The organism is Thalassospira sp. ABL2_045 (genome assembly GCF_056161285.1).
The window spans coordinates 170,200-183,484 of record NZ_JBSWYV010000007.1 but is presented as its reverse complement, the minus strand read 5'-3'; the positions used below and the strand labels follow the sequence as shown (position 1 = coordinate 183,484).

14 protein-coding genes are annotated in these 13,285 nt (G+C 56.6%); 8 read left to right on the top strand and 6 right to left on the bottom strand.

Annotated features, from left to right (window positions below; genetic code table 11):
• The first annotated feature begins 74 nt into the window (after positions 1 to 74).
• Entirely contained in the window at positions 75 to 845 is a 771-nt protein-coding gene (gene gloB, locus ACXAIA_RS12225; protein WP_475349572.1) for a hydroxyacylglutathione hydrolase, read from the top strand.
• A gap of 12 nt (positions 846 to 857) precedes the next feature.
• On the opposite strand, the gene ACXAIA_RS12220 is transcribed toward gloB, so the two are convergent.
• Entirely contained in the window at positions 858 to 2,105 is a 1,248-nt protein-coding gene (locus ACXAIA_RS12220) for an ROK family transcriptional regulator (RefSeq protein ID WP_475349571.1), read from the bottom strand.
• A 225-nt stretch (positions 2,106 to 2,330) separates the two neighbouring features.
• On the opposite strand from ACXAIA_RS12220, the gene ACXAIA_RS12215 reads away from it, so the two are divergent.
• The 4 genes from ACXAIA_RS12215 (at position 2,331) to ACXAIA_RS12200 (ending at position 6,074) form a co-directional block, all read left to right on the top strand.
• The gene (locus ACXAIA_RS12215; RefSeq protein WP_475349570.1) at positions 2,331 to 3,359 is read left to right on the top strand and encodes a substrate-binding domain-containing protein; all 1,029 of its coding nucleotides are present in this window, start codon (positions 2,331 to 2,333) and stop codon (positions 3,357 to 3,359) included.
• A gap of 181 nt (positions 3,360 to 3,540) precedes the next feature.
• A complete protein-coding gene (locus ACXAIA_RS12210; protein ID WP_475349569.1) occupies positions 3,541 to 4,620 on the top strand; it encodes an ABC transporter permease in 1,080 nt (359 codons plus the stop codon).
• On the top strand, positions 4,617 to 5,402 hold the full coding sequence (locus tag ACXAIA_RS12205) for an ATP-binding cassette domain-containing protein (protein WP_475349568.1): 786 nt from the start codon (positions 4,617 to 4,619) through the stop codon (positions 5,400 to 5,402). The genes ACXAIA_RS12210 and ACXAIA_RS12205 overlap by 4 nt, the downstream gene beginning before the upstream one ends.
• 42 nt (positions 5,403 to 5,444) lie before the next feature.
• Positions 5,445 to 6,074, top strand: a complete 630-nt coding sequence (locus ACXAIA_RS12200) for a nucleoside triphosphate hydrolase (RefSeq protein WP_475349567.1) — start codon at positions 5,445 to 5,447, stop codon at positions 6,072 to 6,074.
• On the opposite strand, the gene ACXAIA_RS12195 is transcribed toward ACXAIA_RS12200, so the two are convergent.
• Complete coding sequence (locus tag ACXAIA_RS12195) at positions 6,061 to 6,945, bottom strand: LysR family transcriptional regulator (protein ID WP_475349566.1); 885 nt, start codon at positions 6,943 to 6,945, stop codon at positions 6,061 to 6,063. The two genes, ACXAIA_RS12200 and ACXAIA_RS12195, sit on opposite strands and share 14 nt — an antisense overlap.
• Positions 6,946 to 7,059: 114 nt before the next feature.
• Between ACXAIA_RS12195 and ACXAIA_RS12190 the strand changes: the two genes are divergently transcribed.
• Positions 7,060 to 7,653, top strand: coding sequence for a cysteine hydrolase family protein (locus tag ACXAIA_RS12190; RefSeq protein ID WP_475349565.1), 594 nt, complete (start codon positions 7,060 to 7,062; stop codon positions 7,651 to 7,653).
• Between the two features lie 84 nt (positions 7,654 to 7,737).
• Here the strand turns inward: ACXAIA_RS12190 and phbB are convergent, their stop codons facing one another.
• From phbB to ACXAIA_RS12175, 3 genes are all read right to left on the bottom strand, one after another.
• Positions 7,738 to 8,460: an acetoacetyl-CoA reductase gene (phbB, locus tag ACXAIA_RS12185; protein ID WP_475347040.1), complete on the bottom strand. Its 723-nt coding sequence runs from the start codon at positions 8,458 to 8,460 to the stop codon at positions 7,738 to 7,740.
• A gap of 259 nt (positions 8,461 to 8,719) precedes the next feature.
• Positions 8,720 to 9,892: an acetyl-CoA C-acetyltransferase gene (locus ACXAIA_RS12180; RefSeq protein WP_475349564.1), complete on the bottom strand. Its 1,173-nt coding sequence runs from the start codon at positions 9,890 to 9,892 to the stop codon at positions 8,720 to 8,722.
• Between the two features lie 304 nt (positions 9,893 to 10,196).
• Complete coding sequence (locus ACXAIA_RS12175) at positions 10,197 to 10,754, bottom strand: Lrp/AsnC family transcriptional regulator (RefSeq protein ID WP_475349563.1); 558 nt, start codon at positions 10,752 to 10,754, stop codon at positions 10,197 to 10,199.
• A 133-nt stretch (positions 10,755 to 10,887) separates the two neighbouring features.
• Between ACXAIA_RS12175 and ACXAIA_RS12170 the strand changes: the two genes are divergently transcribed.
• Together ACXAIA_RS12170 and ACXAIA_RS12165 are read left to right on the top strand one after the other, a co-directional pair.
• Positions 10,888 to 11,859, top strand: coding sequence for a nucleoside recognition domain-containing protein (locus tag ACXAIA_RS12170; protein WP_475349562.1), 972 nt, complete (start codon positions 10,888 to 10,890; stop codon positions 11,857 to 11,859).
• Between the two features lie 98 nt (positions 11,860 to 11,957).
• A complete protein-coding gene (locus ACXAIA_RS12165; protein WP_475349561.1) occupies positions 11,958 to 12,497 on the top strand; it encodes a phosphatase domain-containing protein in 540 nt (179 codons plus the stop codon).
• A 21-nt stretch (positions 12,498 to 12,518) separates the two neighbouring features.
• On the opposite strand, the gene ACXAIA_RS12160 is transcribed toward ACXAIA_RS12165, so the two are convergent.
• The gene (locus ACXAIA_RS12160; RefSeq protein ID WP_475349560.1) at positions 12,519 to 13,172 is read right to left on the bottom strand and encodes a GntR family transcriptional regulator; all 654 of its coding nucleotides are present in this window, start codon (positions 13,170 to 13,172) and stop codon (positions 12,519 to 12,521) included.
• Positions 13,173 to 13,285 lie beyond the last annotated feature (113 nt).

Sequence of the window (13,285 nt, the reverse complement as noted above, 5' to 3'; positions counted from 1 at the left end):
TTTTGCGTGATTGTTTCAAGACACAACATCCTGATAGTCTTGGACCAAAGCTAATTCAGGTTCAGAGGTACGTTATGGCCGCCGGTGAAGTGATCGTCATTCCCTGTCTTTCAGACAATTACACCTATCTTGTGCGCTGCCACCGCAGTGAAGTCACCGCCATCATCGATCCGGGCGAAGCCGCCCCGGTGATTGCCGCCCTTGAGGAGCGTGACTGGAAACTGGATCTGGTGATCAACACCCATCACCACCATGACCATATCGGCGGCAATGCAGAATTGATCGAGGAATATGGTGCCAAATTGCTGGGCCCGACCGCCGAAACCGCGCGCATTCCCAACATGGATGAAACCTGTGCCGAGGGGGATCAGGTCCTGATTGGTGATCTGGAAGGGCGGGTGTTTGATGTGCCGGGCCACACGAGCGGCCATATCGCCTTTTACTTCCCGGCGATTACGGCGCTGTTCTCGGGTGACAGCCTGTTTGCGTTGGGTTGCGGGCGGTTGTTTGAAGGCACGCCGGAGCAAATGTGGACCTCGCTTTGCAAATTCCGCAACCTGCCCGCCAGCACGCAAGTCTATTGCGGCCATGAATATACCCAGGCCAATGCCCGCTTTGCCCAAACGATTGAGCCGAACAATCCGATTCTGACCGCACGGTGCCAGGATATTGACGGGCTTCGGGCGCGCAACCTGCCGACCATTCCATCACGTTTGGATGTCGAGCTTGCTACCAACCCGTTCCTGCGCGCGGATGATCCATCCGTTGCCGAGGCGCTTGGCATGACGGGCGAAAGCCCGGTTGCGATCTTTACCGAGATCCGCAAGCGCAAAGATAATTTCTAGGGAAAACTTGGCTTAGGCCATCTGTTTGAACAGCACATTCTGATCAAGCAAATAGCGCGAGAACAGTGGCAGGCTGGCCGCCCCGATGGCGCGGGCGGCACTGCCCACCCGTCCCTGTTCGATATGGGGACGGTCAATCCCCTGCAGGTCGAGTTCTGAAATGGCGGCACGCGTGGCGGCAACCACCCGGTCACAAACATCGGCCGGGAAGCCGCCATCGACAATCACTGCTTCGAAATCAATCACCGAACAGACCGAGGTGATTGCAATTGCCAGACTGCGCGCGGTATGGACAATCCAGATATCAAGCGTTTCGCCCAAGCCATGCCAGTAATCCGGATCACGCCACAGCATCGCGGGATCGCGCCCCTCGCGGGTCAGCATTTCTTCGAGCACGAAGATGGAGGCCTGATCAATCAGCTGGCTGGGATGGCCGCTGCGCGACGACACCGGCATGGAACCAAAGGCACCTGCATTACCGGTGCGCCCGGCATAGAGCGCCTGATTAAGCACCACGCCACCGCCGATAAACGATCCAATAAAGAAATAGGCGAAGTCGGAATAGTTCGGCCCCAAGCCAAAGACCAGCTCCGCCCCACAGGCCGCGGTCGCATCGTTTTGCTGAAAGACCGGGAAGGGTACGATGGCGCCGATGGTGTCGACGAGATCAACTTCGCGCCAGGCATTCATGTCTTCGACGGGTGCGCCGACCTCATCAACCCAGTTCCAAAGTTCAAACGGGGCGGCAATCCCGATCCCGGCAATGCGATCAAGCTGGTCGGCCGTGAGACCGGTTGTGATGTCATCAACCGATTCCCGAACGAAGCGTCGAATGCCATCAGGCGTCGGGTATTTATAGGCTTCGCGCTTGGTCGCGCGCACAGAGCCAACGAAATCCAGCAGGATCAATTCGGCACTGCGCCGACCGATCTTAAGGCCAAAGGAATAAACCCCGTCGGGGTTAAGCGCCATCGGGACTTTGGGCTTGCCGACTTTGCCGCGCACAGGTGTGCCGCGCATCAAAAGGCCATCCTTTTCAAGCGCACGCATGATGACAGAAACGGTTTGGGCAGACAGGCCGGAAAGCCTTGCGATTTCGGCCTTGGACAGACCGGCATTACGACGGACAAGCGACAGCACCAGCCGTTCATTGTAGGCGCGCACGCGAAGTTGGTTTGCGCCGCCGCCCGGATGCAGCGGACGTGTTGTGCGATCATCCGCCCCGGTATCATCCGGGTTGGCAGAGATGCTGTCTGACATTTGGTCCTCCCACTCGGGATCTTTAATGCCCGATTGGGGACAAGAGTGACAGGAATAATTAATAAATCAATCGGATTTATTAATTGACAGGTTCGCGCATTTGGTGTGTCGTATGCGCCATACAGGTTGAAGGCCCGTCACAAAAAGTGCGTCACGACCTGTTGGAAAACAACCAAATCAGGCCCAAATGGCCACATATTCAGGTTCAGTCCTGGGAGGAAACAAATGAAGAAAGCACTTCTTGGCGCCGCCCTTGGTGCGCTTGCACTGGGTATTGCTGCGGCTCCGAACGCGGCAAAAGCCGACGAAATCGGCGCCTGCCTGATCACCAAAACCGACATCAACCCGTTCTTTGTGAAAATGAAGGAAGGGGCATCGGCCAAGGCCGAAGAACTTGGCATCGATCTTTCGACCTATGCCGGCAAGATTGATGGCGACCATGAAACGCAGGTCCAAGCCATCGAATCGTGCATTGCATCGGGTGCCAAGGGCATCCTTCTGACAGCATCGGACACCAAGGCGATTGTTCCGGTCGTCAAAAAGGCGCGCGATGCCGGTTTGATCGTCATTGCACTTGATACGCCGCTTGAGCCGATTGATGCGGCCGATGCGACCTTTGCCACCGATAACTTCAAGGCCGGCGAGCTGATTGGTCAGTGGGCGGCAGCCAAGCTTGGCACAGATGCTGCCAACGCCAAAATCGCCCTGCTTGACCTTGCGCCGAGTGCACCGTCGGTCGACGTTCTGCGCGATCAGGGCTTCATGAAAGGATTTGGCATCGACATCAAGGACCCCAACAAGATCGGGGACGAGGATGACGACCGGATCGTTGGCCATGACGTGACGAACGGCAACGAAGAAGGCGGCCGTACCGCGATGGAAAACCTGATGCAGCGCGATCCGGACATCAATGTGGTTTACACCATCAACGAGCCGGCTGCGGCGGGTGCCTATGAGGCATTGAAATCGTTCGGCATGGAGGAAGGCGTTCTGATCGTGTCTGTTGATGGTGGTTGCCCGGGTGTGGCCAACGTCAAGGACGGCGTGATTGGTGCGACCTCGCAGCAATATCCGTTGCTGATGGCATCCAAGGGTATTGAGGCGATCAAGGCATGGGCTGATAGCGGTGAAAAGCCGCAAAACAGCGAAGGCCTTAACTTCTATAACACCGGTGTGAACCTTGTAACCGATCAGCCGGCCGATGGTGTACCGTCAATCGATGTTGCCGAGGGCATGGATCGTTGCTGGGGCTAATGCCGGCCTGATCCCGACCTGCTTCGAAGGAGGGCAGTTTTATCGCCTGCCCTCCTTGTCCCACTTTGCTTTACACTTGGTATGACACCCGCATGCAACCAACCGGCCATCAGAGCCGGACGGGTGTTGGTAGACGGATCAAAAAACCTGATCCTGTTTGCAACCAGGTCCGGAGGAAACGATGAGCGAGACCAAAACGTCGCGCCAGAAACAGGAATTCGAGCACGCGCTTGAGTCCAGCGACAGCAGCGTCGCGCAATTCGAACATAAACACCGCAGTCTTTTTGACAGCGTGCAGCACTTCCTGCACGGCAACCCGACCATGGTGCCGGTGATTGTTCTGATATTTTCCATCATCATTTTCGGCTTTGTCGCCGGCAGTAAATTCTTTTCCCCCTTTAACCTGTCGCTGATCATGCAGCAGGTGTCGATTATCGGCATTCTGGCTGCCGCCCAAAGCCTTGTGATCCTGACGGCGGGCATTGACCTTTCGGTCGGGGCAATCATGGTGCTGATGTCGGTCATTATGGGGCAGCTTGCCGTAACCATCGGCATTCCGGCCCCCATTGCAATCGTGATTGGCTGCATCGGCGGTATCTGTGCCGGGGCATTGAACGGGTTTCTTGTGACCCGGATCAAGCTACCGCCCTTTATCGTGACCCTTGGTACATGGAATATCTTCTTTGCGCTCAACCTGTGGCTTTCAGGTGCGCAATCGATCCGAAGCCAGACGTTGGATGAGATCGCCCCGCTTTTGAAATTCTTTGGTGAAAGCATCGCACTGGGTGGCGCCCGGATCACCTATGGCTCGATCCTGATGTTGGTGATCTTCGGGGTGCTTTGGTACATCCTCAATCACACCAGCTGGGGGCGGCATGTTTATGCCATTGGCGATGACAAGGAAGCCGCCGAACTTTCGGGCATTCGCACCAACCGCACGCTCATCATGGTTTATTGTCTGGCGGGTCTTGTGTGCGCGATCGGGGCGTGGGCATCGATCGGGCGTGTGGGATCTGTGTCGCCGCAAAGTTTTCAGGAAGCCAACCTGCAATCGATTACTGCCGTTGTCATCGGGGGCATCTCGCTGTTTGGCGGGCGCGGATCGATCATTGGTCCATTGATCGGGGCGTTGATTGTTGGCGTGTTTAACTCCGGTCTTCGTCTGGCGGGTGTGGATGTTCTCTGGCAGGTCTTTGCGATTGGTTGGCTGACCATTATCGCTGTCGCCATTGACCAATGGATCAGAAAGGTGTCGTCATGAGCAACGAAATCAAACCTGTTCTTAAGGCACGCGGCATCGTCAAACGCTATGGCCGTGTCACCGCGCTAAATTACGCCGATTTTGATCTTTATCCCGGCGAGGTTCTTGCCGTCATTGGCGATAACGGGGCCGGGAAATCATCGCTGATCAAGGCGCTTTCGGGGGCTGTCACGATTGATGAGGGCAGCATCGAGCTTGATGGCAAGCCGATCCATTTCACATCCCCGATGCATGCGCGTGAGGCCGGAATTGAAACGGTTTATCAGAACCTTGCCCTTTCCCCCGCCCTTTCGATTGCCGACAACATGTTCATGGGCCGCGAGCTTCGCAAAAAGGGCCTTCTGGGCAGGTATTTCGGCGCACTTGATCATAAGGAAATGCAGCGCCTGGCGCGTGAAAAACTTTCCGATCTTGGCCTGATGACCATTCAGAACATCAATCAGGCGGTTGAAACCCTTTCGGGCGGGCAGCGCCAGGGGGTGGCAGTTGCGCGTGCGGCGGCATTCGGATCACGCGTTGTCATCATGGACGAGCCGACCGCGGCCCTGGGTGTGAAGGAAAGCCGACGGGTGCTCGATCTGATTGCCGATGTGAAGGCGCGCGGCATGCCGATTGTCCTGATTTCGCACAATATGCCGCATGTGTTCGAGGTCGCGGACCGCATTCATGTTCATCGTCTGGGCAAACGTCTTTGCACGATCAAACCCGATGATTATAGCATGTCTGACGCGGTTGCCTTCATGACGGGCGCAAAGGAACCGCCGGCAGAAAGTGCTGCTTAACGCTTTGAGACGACACGCCCCGGATATGAGAACCACAGCTTCATGACACCTGATCTTGATCATCTGGCGGAAGCCATTCGCGCCACACACGCCGACGATGGCCGCATCCTCGTTGCCATTGTCGGTGCACCAGCCTCGGGCAAGTCAACCTTGTCCGACCGGCTTTATCACCATCTGGGGGGTGATAAAGCCGGGGCTGCTGTGGTGCCGATGGATGGTTTTCACTTCGATAACGGCATCCTCGAAGACCGTGGACTGCTGGCCCGTAAGGGCGCGCCGGAGACATTCGATGTCGGCGGCCTAAAACGCACGCTTCTTGCGCTTCGCGACATGCCGAACGAAGACGTCTATGTCCCGCTTTTCGACCGCAGCCTCGAAATCTCACGCGGCTCGGCGCGCGCCATCACCCCGCGCCACAAAATCATCCTCGTCGAGGGCAACTACCTGCTGCTTGATCAGGCGCCGTGGAACCAGCTTCATAAGCTGTTTGATCTGTCGATCTATCTCGAAGTCCCCGAAGATACCCTTCGCGAACGCCTGATCGACCGCTGGCGCAGCCATGGCTTTGACGAAGACCGGGCGCGGAACAAGGCAGAAACAAACGATCTGCCCAATGCCATAACCGTCGCACGACTCAGTAAACTTGCCGATATCTCGGTTACAGGCGGCTGATAAATTCCCCATCAAGAAGAATATCCGCGAGCCAATCCGCAACAGCACGGACCGGCGGCAAGTGGCGTTTGTCCTGATGGGTCAAAAGCCAGACTTCGCGCCCGGTCGGGTGATACCCGTCAAGCTGGGTAAGTGTATCAATCCGCGCCCCCACACAGAGCGGCAGCAGCGCACAACAGGCATGCCCCTCCATCATCGACACCATGATCGATCCACGATTGGCATAACCGATCGTCTTGCGTTCCGGGAAATAATCCGACAGCCATTTCTGTTCGGGCTTGTCAGCAAAGAATTCATCAAGATCAATCCACGGCATTTTGGCGGGGTCCAAAGCATCCAAAGGCAGTCCATCCGGATTACAAAAGACGCCATATTCCAAAAGACCTAACCTCCGAATATGAAACGCGCCGGTTTCAGGACGGGCAAGGCGGATGGCAATATCGGTTTCACGCTGTGGCAAACTAAGATTGCGGTTGGCCCCGATCAGCTCCAACACGATCCCCGGATAGCGCTGATGCAAGGACGCCATATGCGGGGCAACACAGTCCTGCAAGATGGCATCAACCCCGGTCAGGCGGACGATGCCGCTGATTTGCTGTGTATCGTTTTTCGCCTGCGGGCTCTGCACCAATAGGCCGGATAGGGTTTCCTGCATGTGCAATGCGGTCTGCAACAAGGCCTGTGCGCGGGTGGTCGGGGTCACAGCACGGCCATCGCGATGAAGCACGCTATAGCCTACCCAGTCTTCAAGCCGGGCAATGCGGCGCGCCACGGTGGTATGATTGACACCAAGCTCACGCGCAGCCGCACTCATATTCCCCGCCTGACAGACCAGGGCAAAGGTCCGCAATCCTTCCCAATCAAGGGGCATGTCGCACTCCAATTCTCTGCGTAATTGCAGATAATAGTCGAAATAACGCCGATGGATAATGCAAATTCGCAGATCAATAATGGGGCATCAAAACGACAACCAGAGGATCCCGATATGACTGCACAAACCATCTTTGATATTGCTGGTGCTGTTCTTCCGACCGGAACGCCCAAGGACGCGGCGCTGATTGTGATTGATGCGCAGGAAGAATACCGCGATGGGAAATTGAAACTGTCCGAGCTTGCGGAAGCACTTGCCAATACACAGACGTTGCTTGCCCACTGGCGCGATCAGGGTGGTACCGCGATCCATGTTCAGCATCATGCGGAGGGTCTGTTTGATCCAAGCGGCCCCTATGCTGCGATCATGCCCGAAGTTGCCCCGCGTGATGGTGAGGCGGTTCTGACCAAATCCGTACCGAGCTCTTTTGGTGGCACTGAACTTGACGAGTTACTGAAAAAAGGCGGCTTTGGTCATGTCGTGTTAGTGGGCTTCATGACCCACCTTTGCGTATCGACCACTGCGCGTGTCGCTAATGAAAAAGGCTATCAGGTCTGCGTCGTATCAGACGCTACCGCAACGCGCGATTTGCCCAACACCCTGACTGGCGAAACCATCCTTGCAGCAGACCTGCATAATCATGAACTGGCAATGCTCGCCGATGCCTTCGCCAAGATCGTCACGACGAAAGGCGTCATTGCCGCCTAAGCACCACTTCCCGGACAGCGAAGGCCCAAAGTAAAACACCCCGCAAATTCTGCGGGGTGTTTTGGGTAACGCCAACAAGCGGCATCAGAACATATGCTGGCCGCCATTGATGGACAGGCAGGAGCCGGTGATGAAACCGGAATTCGGGCCGCAGAGATAGAGGATCGCCTGTGCGATTTCGTCTGCTTCGCCCAGACGGCCGACCGGGATTTTGGAAATAATGCCTTCAAGGACCTTTTCCGGGACAGCGGCCACCATGTCGGTATTGATGTAACCAGGTGCGATGGTGTTGACCGTAATCCCCTTGCGCGCGACTTCCTGGGCAAGAGCCTTCGTGAAGCCATGTACCCCCGCCTTGGCGGCGGAATAGTTGGTCTGGCCGAACTGGCCGGCCTGGCCGTTGATCGAGGAGATATTCACAACCCGGCCAAAGCCGCGCGCACGCATGCCTTCAAGGACCGGTTTGGTCATGTAAAACAGCGAGCTCAGATTGGTGTCGATCACCGCATTCCATTGCTCGGTCTCCATTTTGTGCATGAAGCCGTCGCGGGTGATGCCGGCATTGTTGATCAGAATATCGACCGGGCCGACTTCGGCTTCGACCTTGGCGATGCCTTCGGCGCACGCATCAGCATCCGCGACACTCCATTTATAGGTCGCGATGCCGGTCTCATCGGTGAAGGCCTTGGCGGCCTCGTCATTGCCGGCATAGTTCGCCACCACGGTGTAACCCGCATCCTTAAGCGACAGGCTGATTGCCTTGCCAATACCGCGTGTTCCACCGGTTACCAGTGCTGTTTTTGTCATGGTCGCCTCCCTAAACTCCGTTCATCAAACGTGTCGTTAAACATGTCATCGTCACGATTTCCGTAGTTTGCCCTTCTACGACTTGCGTAACTTTAATCCATAAAAAGCGTTATATATGTAATTTTATTACTCCTCCATCATCGATGTCTGTAAAACGGTTTAGTCTTTCGTCGCACCGCAGCAAATGCTGCATCAATGCAAACGGGGCATCCCCGTCAAGAGGACGCCCCGCGCTATTCAATTGTCGGCATAAGCCCGCTTAGCGTTCAACGCAAAGCGCAACCCCCATGCCGCCACCGATGCAGAGCGTCGCCAGACCTTTTTTCGCATCGCGTTTTTGCATTTCATGGAGCAACGTGGTGAAGACACGTGCGCCCGAAGCGCCAATCGGATGGCCGAGCGCAATCGCACCGCCATTGACGTTGACCTTGTCCGTATCCCAGCCCATGTCGCGGTTCACCGCAATGGCCTGGGCGGCAAACGCTTCGTTGGCCTCGATCAGATCAAGATCGGCCGCCGACCAGCCGGCCTTTTCAAGGGCCTTTTTCGAGGCCGGGATCGGGCCGGAGCCCATGATCGCCGGATCAACACCGGCAGTGGCCCAGCTTTTGATCGTCGCAAGCGGAGTCAGGCCACGTTTGGCGGCCTCGTCTGCTGACATCACAACAAGGGCGGCGGCGCCGTCATTTATGCCGGATGCATTGCCCGCGGTCACCGTGCCTTCCTTGTCAAAGGCCGGGCGCAGTTTGGCCATGCCTTCGACCGTCGCGCCGTGACGCGGATATTCATCAGCATCAAAGACGATGTCGCCTTTACGATGCGGAATGGTCACGGCCGCGATTTCATCATTGAAACGACCGGCCTTCTGGGCAGCTTCGGCCTTGTTCTGAGAGGCTGCAGCAAATGCGTCCTGCTCTTCGCGCGAAATGCCCCACTTGTTGGCAATGTTTTCTGCGGTGTTGCCCATGTGATAGCCGTTAAAGGCACACCACAGGCCATCCTTGATCATGCTGTCGATGAATTTGACATCGCCCATCTTGTGCCCGTTGCGCAGATGCGCGACATGGGTTGAAAGCGACATGTTTTCCTGACCACCAGCAACAACGATGTTGGCATCACCGGTCATGATCTGCTGGGCGGCGAGTGCGACCGTGCGCAGGCCCGAACCACAAACCTGGTTGATCAGAAACGCGGTGGCGCGGTCCGAAATGCCCGCACCAATGGCGGCCTGACGCGCCGGGTTCTGACCCTGCCCACCTGTCAGGACCTGACCAAGGATCACTTCATCTACGGCGTCGCCTTCGACGCCTGCGCGTTCGAGGGCAGCCTTGATGGCAACAGCACCCAGATCATGCGCCGGGGTATTGGCCAGCGTGCCACTGAATGCGCCGATTGGTGTCCGTGCGGCACCCACAATTACGACGTCGGTCATGAGATCCTCCGATTAATCCTGATTACGTTTCCAAAGATCGGGCAAAGGTCGTTACGGGCCTTGCTCAGATCCAGACTTGATCTTATCGCACCGCAGCAAATTTCCAAGCGCTGATGCTTACCACTTTCGGGTCAGTCAAAGACGCACAACCGATGGGCGAAACGCCACACCACGCAAGTGGACAAATGATACATAGAGTGTGTGCCTATGGCGGCAGAATCGCAAGCCCAAGTCGCAACTTTAAGGACTATGTCACGAATATTTTCGATTTATCAGCCATATGCACCCAAGGAGATGCCGCCACCTAAAAGGCCGGTCCCATTTCATCCTTGAGCGTTTCGGTGATGATATAGGTGCGATACCAGACGATATTGTCATCGGCATCAAACAGCGTTTCGCAAAGCGCGGTATATTCGGCCATGTCGCGCATCTGCAGGATCATGACACCGGTGACCTCGCCGGTGACGACATGGCATTGGCGCACGGCATCAAGGTCGCGGACCTTGCGAATGAAATCCTGACGGAACTGATTGCCGTGACGATGGAATTCAAGATTGATCACAGCGCCAAGCGGGCGACCGACGCTTGCGGGATCAATCACCGCGACGGTTTTGCGGATGATGCCCGATTGGCGAAGCTTCGCCACCCGACGCAAACAGGCTGAAGGCGAAAGCCCGATCCGGTCGGCCAGCTCGGCATTGGGGATATCGGCGTTTTCCTGTAATTGGCGCAGGATTTTGGTATCGATCCGATCCAGCTCGGGCATTTTGCGCAACTCCACAGCGTCATCTGGCAATATAACGCCGCCATATTGCACGAAGATGCACAAATACGCTGCACGAAAATCGAGAACCCGTGGCATGATCGCGCTCCTCGACAGACTTGGGCGGCCACGCTAGACGTTGCGACCAAGAGCTGCTTGGCCCCGGCGCCCCACGCCGTGTTGCCGATGAGAACCGACGATTTTAAAGACGCCAAAGACGGATTGCCGCCCCATGCTTCGCTATGCCTTTGATCTGATCAACCGCAGCCAGAAGCTTTTCATCACCCTGATCAAGGTGATGTTGCCGGTGATGGTGATCGCGCGGATTGCCGAGGAATTCGGGGCGGTTGATCTGGTGTCCGCTTGGCTGACCCCGGTGATGGCGCTGATCGGTTTGCCGCCCGAGGCCGGGCTGATCTGGGCGACCTGTATGCTAGTCAGCATGTACGGCGCGGTTGGCGCCTTTGTCGGGTTGGCAGCCCATCTTGATATGACGGCGGCACAGCTAAGCGCGCTGTGCGCAATGATGTTGTTTGCCCATGGACTTCCGGTCGAGCAGGCGATTGTCAAACGCGCCGGGGCGAGTTTCTGGGCAACCACCGCCCTTCGCGTGGGTGCGGCGATTGCCTATGGCGCGCTGGTGACCTGGATCAGTGACATGACCGGCTGGCTGTCCGAGCCGGTTGATTTTTCCTGGATGGTTGCTGGGGAACCCACCAGTGCCGCCAGCGGTCTGGCAGGATGGATCGACTGGTCGATGCAGATGGTCAAATCGCTGTTGGTGACGTTTGGCGTGATTGTCGGGTTGCTGGTCCTGCTGGATATCCTTGAGAAAACCGGGATCACCGCCCGCATCACACAGGCGATGATGCCGATGCTGCGCATTTCCGGGATCTCGCGCGATGTGGCACCGGTAACCACGATTGGGGTGTTACTCGGCATTACCTATGGCGGGGCGCTGATCATTGATGAGGCGCGCAAGAACAATTATCCGCCACGGACACTTTTCCTGTCGCTCAGCTGGTTGTCGCTATCGCATTCCCTGATCGAGGATACGGCGATAATGCTCGCCCTCGGGGCAGATATCTGGGTGGTGCTGGTGGGACGGGTGATCCTGACCCTGATCATCATCGCGCTGCTTGCCCGCCTGACGCTGCGCTGGGCGCCAGAGCGGGCGCAACTTGCCACAGAAAGTGCGGAGTAGGCAGCAGCCGTGGTTCCATTTTAGAAGCAGGCTTGTCGCGGTTCTTTGCATGTGTAGAGTATTCAAAGCTTTATCCATCAGGGTCGCATCACACAGCCATGCCGCATGACAGCTATATCCGCGCCATCCTGCCGGTCCAGACCGGCCACGCGCAGGGCATTATTCAGATGGCGGTGCCGGGCTTTGATATTGGGCCAAGCGGCGCGCTTGGGATGGATTTTGCGCGCTGTAAGGCCGCGATCCGCGACCTTCGCCATCATCAGGCGACTCACTATGTCTGCCTGATGACCGATGATGAGGTCGGGGCGGATGCAATTGTGGATATCGCCGAACTGGCCCGGCAATCAGACATCGCCTTTCATCATCTTGCCGTTGATGATTATGCCGAACCCGATGCCAATTTCCTGCGCGGTTGGGAAAAGATTTCGCCACAACTTCATGCCAGCCTTGACCAGGGCAACAGCATTGTTTTGCAATGTCTGGCTGGCTATGGGCGTAGTGGGACGATCGCAGCGCTCCTTCTGATCGAGCGTGGCATGGCAGCGGAGATCGCCATTGAGACCGTTCAGGCGATCAATAGTGAGTCCATTGAAAGTGATGAACAGAAACGTTTTTTGCTGGCGCGCGTTGAAAGCTAAGACGCCCTGCCCGACATCGACCTAGTGCCCGTCTTTGAGGTCCAACAGATCACAGAAGGTCAGAAGCGTTTCGGACTGCACCCGGAAGAATTCCTTGAAGTCGCCCTTTTCAATCGGATCGACCAGACGATCAAATTCTGTCCGGATCAGGCTGGTGGCGAGCTCCGGGAATTGTGCGGCCTGGCGGACCAGTCCGGGCACAGTGCGATAAAACAGCATGTCATCGGTGCGCTTAAGGACATCATCGGCGATCAGGCTTGCGGTCAGGTGATGGACATCGCGCAGGATGCTCCAGAATTTTTCCCGTCCTGCCCCGGCTGACAAGCGTGACACCCGGTAATAAAGCGGTGCGACGGAGGCCTCGATATCCGCGGGCGTTTCGGTGATGGCAAGATCATCGACAATACGATAAATGCCCGCGCGGATTTTAAGACCCTGCACTTGGGCTGCAAGCGGTTGGTCCTGCACCGTGGTGCCAACCCCCACCTTGACCACGGCGAGCTTTTCATAAGCGAGACGTTGAAGCACCTGACGGATCGGCGTGCGGCTGACCTCGAACTCCTTGCCCAGTTCCCCTTCATAGAGAACATCGCCACTGGCATAGACGCCAAGGCAAATGCGTTCACGGATGGCTTCGTAAATAATATCAACGCCGGATTTCTGTGAGGTGCTCATAGGTTCTGTTCTTGTTTTGGAAACCGGCAGAAACCGGAGTCGATGACCCAAAGTGCCGTAAATTTGGCACCCGTTCGGACGCAGACCGCCCGAAGGAGGTGTACATGTATGCA

Excerpts from the sequence above, each read along its gene's own strand:
- ACXAIA_RS12215 (WP_475349570.1), top strand. The coding sequence starts at position 2,331 with ATGAAGAAAGCACTTCTTGGCGCCGCCCTTGGTGCGCTTGCACTGGGT.
- ACXAIA_RS12220 (WP_475349571.1), bottom strand. The coding sequence starts at position 2,105 with ATGTCAGACAGCATCTCTGCCAACCCGGATGATACCGGGGCGGATGAT.
- ACXAIA_RS12165 (WP_475349561.1), top strand. The coding sequence starts at position 11,958 with ATGCCGCATGACAGCTATATCCGCGCCATCCTGCCGGTCCAGACCGGC.
- gloB (WP_475349572.1), top strand. The coding sequence starts at position 75 with ATGGCCGCCGGTGAAGTGATCGTCATTCCCTGTCTTTCAGACAATTAC.
- ACXAIA_RS12170 (WP_475349562.1), top strand. The coding sequence starts at position 10,888 with ATGCTTCGCTATGCCTTTGATCTGATCAACCGCAGCCAGAAGCTTTTC.
- ACXAIA_RS12210 (WP_475349569.1), top strand. The coding sequence starts at position 3,541 with ATGAGCGAGACCAAAACGTCGCGCCAGAAACAGGAATTCGAGCACGCG.
- ACXAIA_RS12160 (WP_475349560.1), bottom strand. The coding sequence starts at position 13,172 with ATGAGCACCTCACAGAAATCCGGCGTTGATATTATTTACGAAGCCATC.
- ACXAIA_RS12180 (WP_475349564.1), bottom strand. The coding sequence starts at position 9,892 with ATGACCGACGTCGTAATTGTGGGTGCCGCACGGACACCAATCGGCGCA.
- ACXAIA_RS12175 (WP_475349563.1), bottom strand. The coding sequence starts at position 10,754 with ATGCCACGGGTTCTCGATTTTCGTGCAGCGTATTTGTGCATCTTCGTG.
- ACXAIA_RS12190 (WP_475349565.1), top strand. The coding sequence starts at position 7,060 with ATGACTGCACAAACCATCTTTGATATTGCTGGTGCTGTTCTTCCGACC.
- ACXAIA_RS12200 (WP_475349567.1), top strand. The coding sequence starts at position 5,445 with ATGACACCTGATCTTGATCATCTGGCGGAAGCCATTCGCGCCACACAC.
- phbB (WP_475347040.1), bottom strand. The coding sequence starts at position 8,460 with ATGACAAAAACAGCACTGGTAACCGGTGGAACACGCGGTATTGGCAAG.
- ACXAIA_RS12205 (WP_475349568.1), top strand. The coding sequence starts at position 4,617 with ATGAGCAACGAAATCAAACCTGTTCTTAAGGCACGCGGCATCGTCAAA.
- ACXAIA_RS12195 (WP_475349566.1), bottom strand. The coding sequence starts at position 6,945 with ATGCCCCTTGATTGGGAAGGATTGCGGACCTTTGCCCTGGTCTGTCAG.